4 protein-coding genes and 1 pseudogene are annotated in these 2,706 nt (G+C 54.8%); 4 read left to right on the forward strand and 1 reads right to left on the reverse strand.

The features are described from left to right. The 4 genes and pseudogenes from DK261_RS33830 to DK261_RS07225 all read left to right on the forward strand — a co-directional run. Positions 1-434: pseudogene (locus tag DK261_RS33830) on the forward strand (hypothetical protein); the annotation flags it as partial. Next, complete coding sequence (locus tag DK261_RS07215) at positions 434-1,048, forward strand: 3'-5' exonuclease (RefSeq protein ID WP_081360881.1); 615 nt, start codon at positions 434-436, stop codon at positions 1,046-1,048. The pseudogene DK261_RS33830 and the gene DK261_RS07215, both read left to right, overlap by 1 nt. Then, positions 1,045-1,626 (forward strand): AAA family ATPase, encoded by a 582-nt coding sequence (locus DK261_RS07220; protein WP_158286936.1) that lies wholly within the window; start codon positions 1,045-1,047, stop codon positions 1,624-1,626. The genes DK261_RS07215 and DK261_RS07220 overlap by 4 nt, the downstream gene beginning before the upstream one ends. Continuing rightward, entirely contained in the window at positions 1,623-2,402 is a 780-nt protein-coding gene (locus DK261_RS07225; protein ID WP_081360885.1) for an aldo/keto reductase, read from the forward strand. Before DK261_RS07220 ends, DK261_RS07225 begins: the two co-directional genes overlap by 4 nt. 122 nt (positions 2,403-2,524) lie before the next feature. Here DK261_RS07225 and DK261_RS33835 read toward each other — a convergent pair. Continuing rightward, positions 2,525-2,706, reverse strand: a 182-nt coding sequence (locus DK261_RS33835) for a hypothetical protein (protein ID WP_371923060.1), incomplete at its 5' end; no start/stop codon positions are given.

The raw sequence follows: 2,706 nt of genomic DNA on the forward strand, positions 1-2,706 counted from the left end.
GTATGGCTATAGCCTTGATCGAGCACGAGGCCTGCGGCCTCGCGTTTGAACTCAGCGGAAAAGGAACGACGTTGCTTGGTCATCAGACACCTCTATCTGGCGAGCATTCTCGCCTAAATGGGTGTCCGGTTTCATTAGACCACTACAACGGACACTTCGGCATCACCGAACTATGCGATACCTGCCCTAGCTCCCAATTCTCCATCTGCAAGGCGGCATGGAAGAAGCCAGATCAGCAGATTCTCAATCGAATGTGCCACGAGCTGGGTGCTGTGGAAGACCCGCAGGTGAACGACCGTGCGATTGTCGTTCGTGGCCTGGATGAACAGCGTCGTTACTACTTACAGCACTCCCTAGGCTATCAGGTGCACGACGCTGACAAGCCCCATCACTACGCGCGCCATGGCCGCGCCGAGGCTACAAGGAATCTCTGATGCTAAAAACAGACTTCGCCTGGCCCTCTGAACCAATCATCATCGTAGACGTTGAGGGTAATGGGCATTCGCCACCCGACTTGGTCGAGGTGGGTATCGCCTCATTTCCACCGACGGAAAACCGCGAGCTTTTGTCTTGGTTAATCAAGCCCGTCCACCGGATCACTTGGCAGGCCCAGCGAATCCACGGTATTAAAAACGCGGAGCTGGAAAATTGCCCATCCTGGGCTGAGATCATGGATGACGTCGAGCAGCACCTGCAGAGCCGATGGTTCGTCGCGCACAATGCGTCGGTCGACTATGGCGTGATGAAGCGTCACCTACCCGAATGGTCGCCAGTTGGGGTCATCGACACTTTGAAACTTGCTCGTCACGTTTACCCTAACGCCAAGAGCCATCGGCTTGAGTCATTGCTCATTGACACAGGGCTGCGCGACAACGTCGCCGACCAGCTCCACCGGGCAGCAGATGATGCTTATGCGACGGCCTTATTGCTTGATCATCTCATCGAAAAGTCAGCTGCCAGCACTTGGCAGGACATCTGCAAAATTGCGCAGCTCAAAACGCAACCTTACGAGCAATCGCCTCCCCCGGAGCAAGGAAGCCTATGGTGAAGCCTGTTCTTTTAGGTGTCACTGGAACCCACTCCACGGGGAAGTCCACCTTCTGTGAAGCGCTCAAAGTTTCACTTGAGTGCAAAGGCATCTGCGTTGCTACCATCCCATCGTTCGGGAAGCTTGCGGTACAGCAAGGTATCCCGCTGCTCACTCAGCATACCTACGACTCCACGATGTGGTTTATCGATCGTACGCTTGAGGCGCAACGAGCAGCGGCTGACACTGCCGAGGTGATATTGGTCGATCGACCGATCATGGATGCCGTGGCGTATTGGAATGCCGCAGTCGAGCATCGAGGTACACCTGCACCGATGCACCAGGTAGACGCGGTCAAATCATTAATAACCAGCCAGCTTCCTGGCTACACGACGATCGTTGCGACCAGGCTTGATAGCTCCATTGCTCTTGGCCCAGGACGCGATACCAACTTGTCTTTCAGGGCGTCCGTCGACAGCCATTTGCACCAGATTTTGAGCGACTTCGGGATCCAGCATCAGATGCTTCTTCCTGACGTACGGGATGCTCTTCTCGATAGCTTACACACCCAAATCCTTCGAAAATTGGAGCACTTATGACCGGCGCCCGTACGGGACTCTTGGCAGGAAAGCAGGTGAGGCGCCTCGGGTTTGGCACCATGAGGCTCACGGGGCCGGGCATCTGGGGCCCACCTGCTTCAGAAGCTGAAGCCGTCCAGCTCCTGCGTAAAGCGGTGGAGTTGGGCGTGCAACACATCGATACCGCTGACGCCTATGGGCCAAATGTGGCCGAGGGGCTAATTCGTAAAGCGTTGTTTCCCTATGCCGACGACCTGATCATTGCAACTAAAGGTGGCTTCACCCGCCAAGGCCCCGGCAAGTGGACGCCATGCGGCGTTCCAGCGTATTTGCGCCAGTGCGTTGAGATGAGCCTCAGGCAGCTCAACGTCGAAGCGATAGATCTGTATTACTTGCACCGTGTCGATCCAAATGTCCCCTTGGCTGACCAGGTCGGGGAGCTTGAGCAGATGCGGCAAGAAGGGAAGATCAAATGCCTGGGCTTGTCGAAAGTCGATATTCCTCAACTCACGCAGGCGATTGCGATTGCACCCATCGCAGCGGTTCAGAATCAATTTAGCATCCTAGATAACCAGTCCGAAGATGTGATCCGCTGGTGTGAACAGAACGAAATAGCGTTCATTCCTTACGCGCCTTTGAGCGCCGGAAGGTATTTTTCAACCAGTGAGGTTCGAGACCAGCCCCCCTCGGCAACCCATGCCTTGAAATGGCTTCTGAACTACTCGCCGGTCATGTTCCCAATTCCGGGCACATCCAGAGTTGAGCATCTGGAGGAAAATCTCAGATCGGATATTTAGGGCTAGTACCTCGTGCGCTCTCTCATTCGACACATTGGCCTATGGGCTATTTTCCCAGGTGCTCGAGCGGCACTCTAGTGTTTACCGATGGAGATTGGTTTTGAGTACCCGCATCCCACCTTTTAGTTCGCAGCACTTAGAAGCTGCATGTCGTGTTTGTAGTGGTCTAATGAAACCGGACACCCATTTAGGCGAGAATGCTCGCCAGATAGAGGTGTCTGATGACCAAGCAACGTCGTTCCTTTTCCGCTGAGTTCAAACGCGAGGCCGCAGGCCTCGTGCTCGATCAAGGCTATAGCCATAC

Origin of the sequence: Pseudomonas sp. RW409 (genome assembly GCF_003184125.1) — a bacterium.
Taxonomy (GTDB): Bacteria; Pseudomonadota; Gammaproteobacteria; order Pseudomonadales; family Pseudomonadaceae; genus Aquipseudomonas; species Aquipseudomonas chlororaphis_I.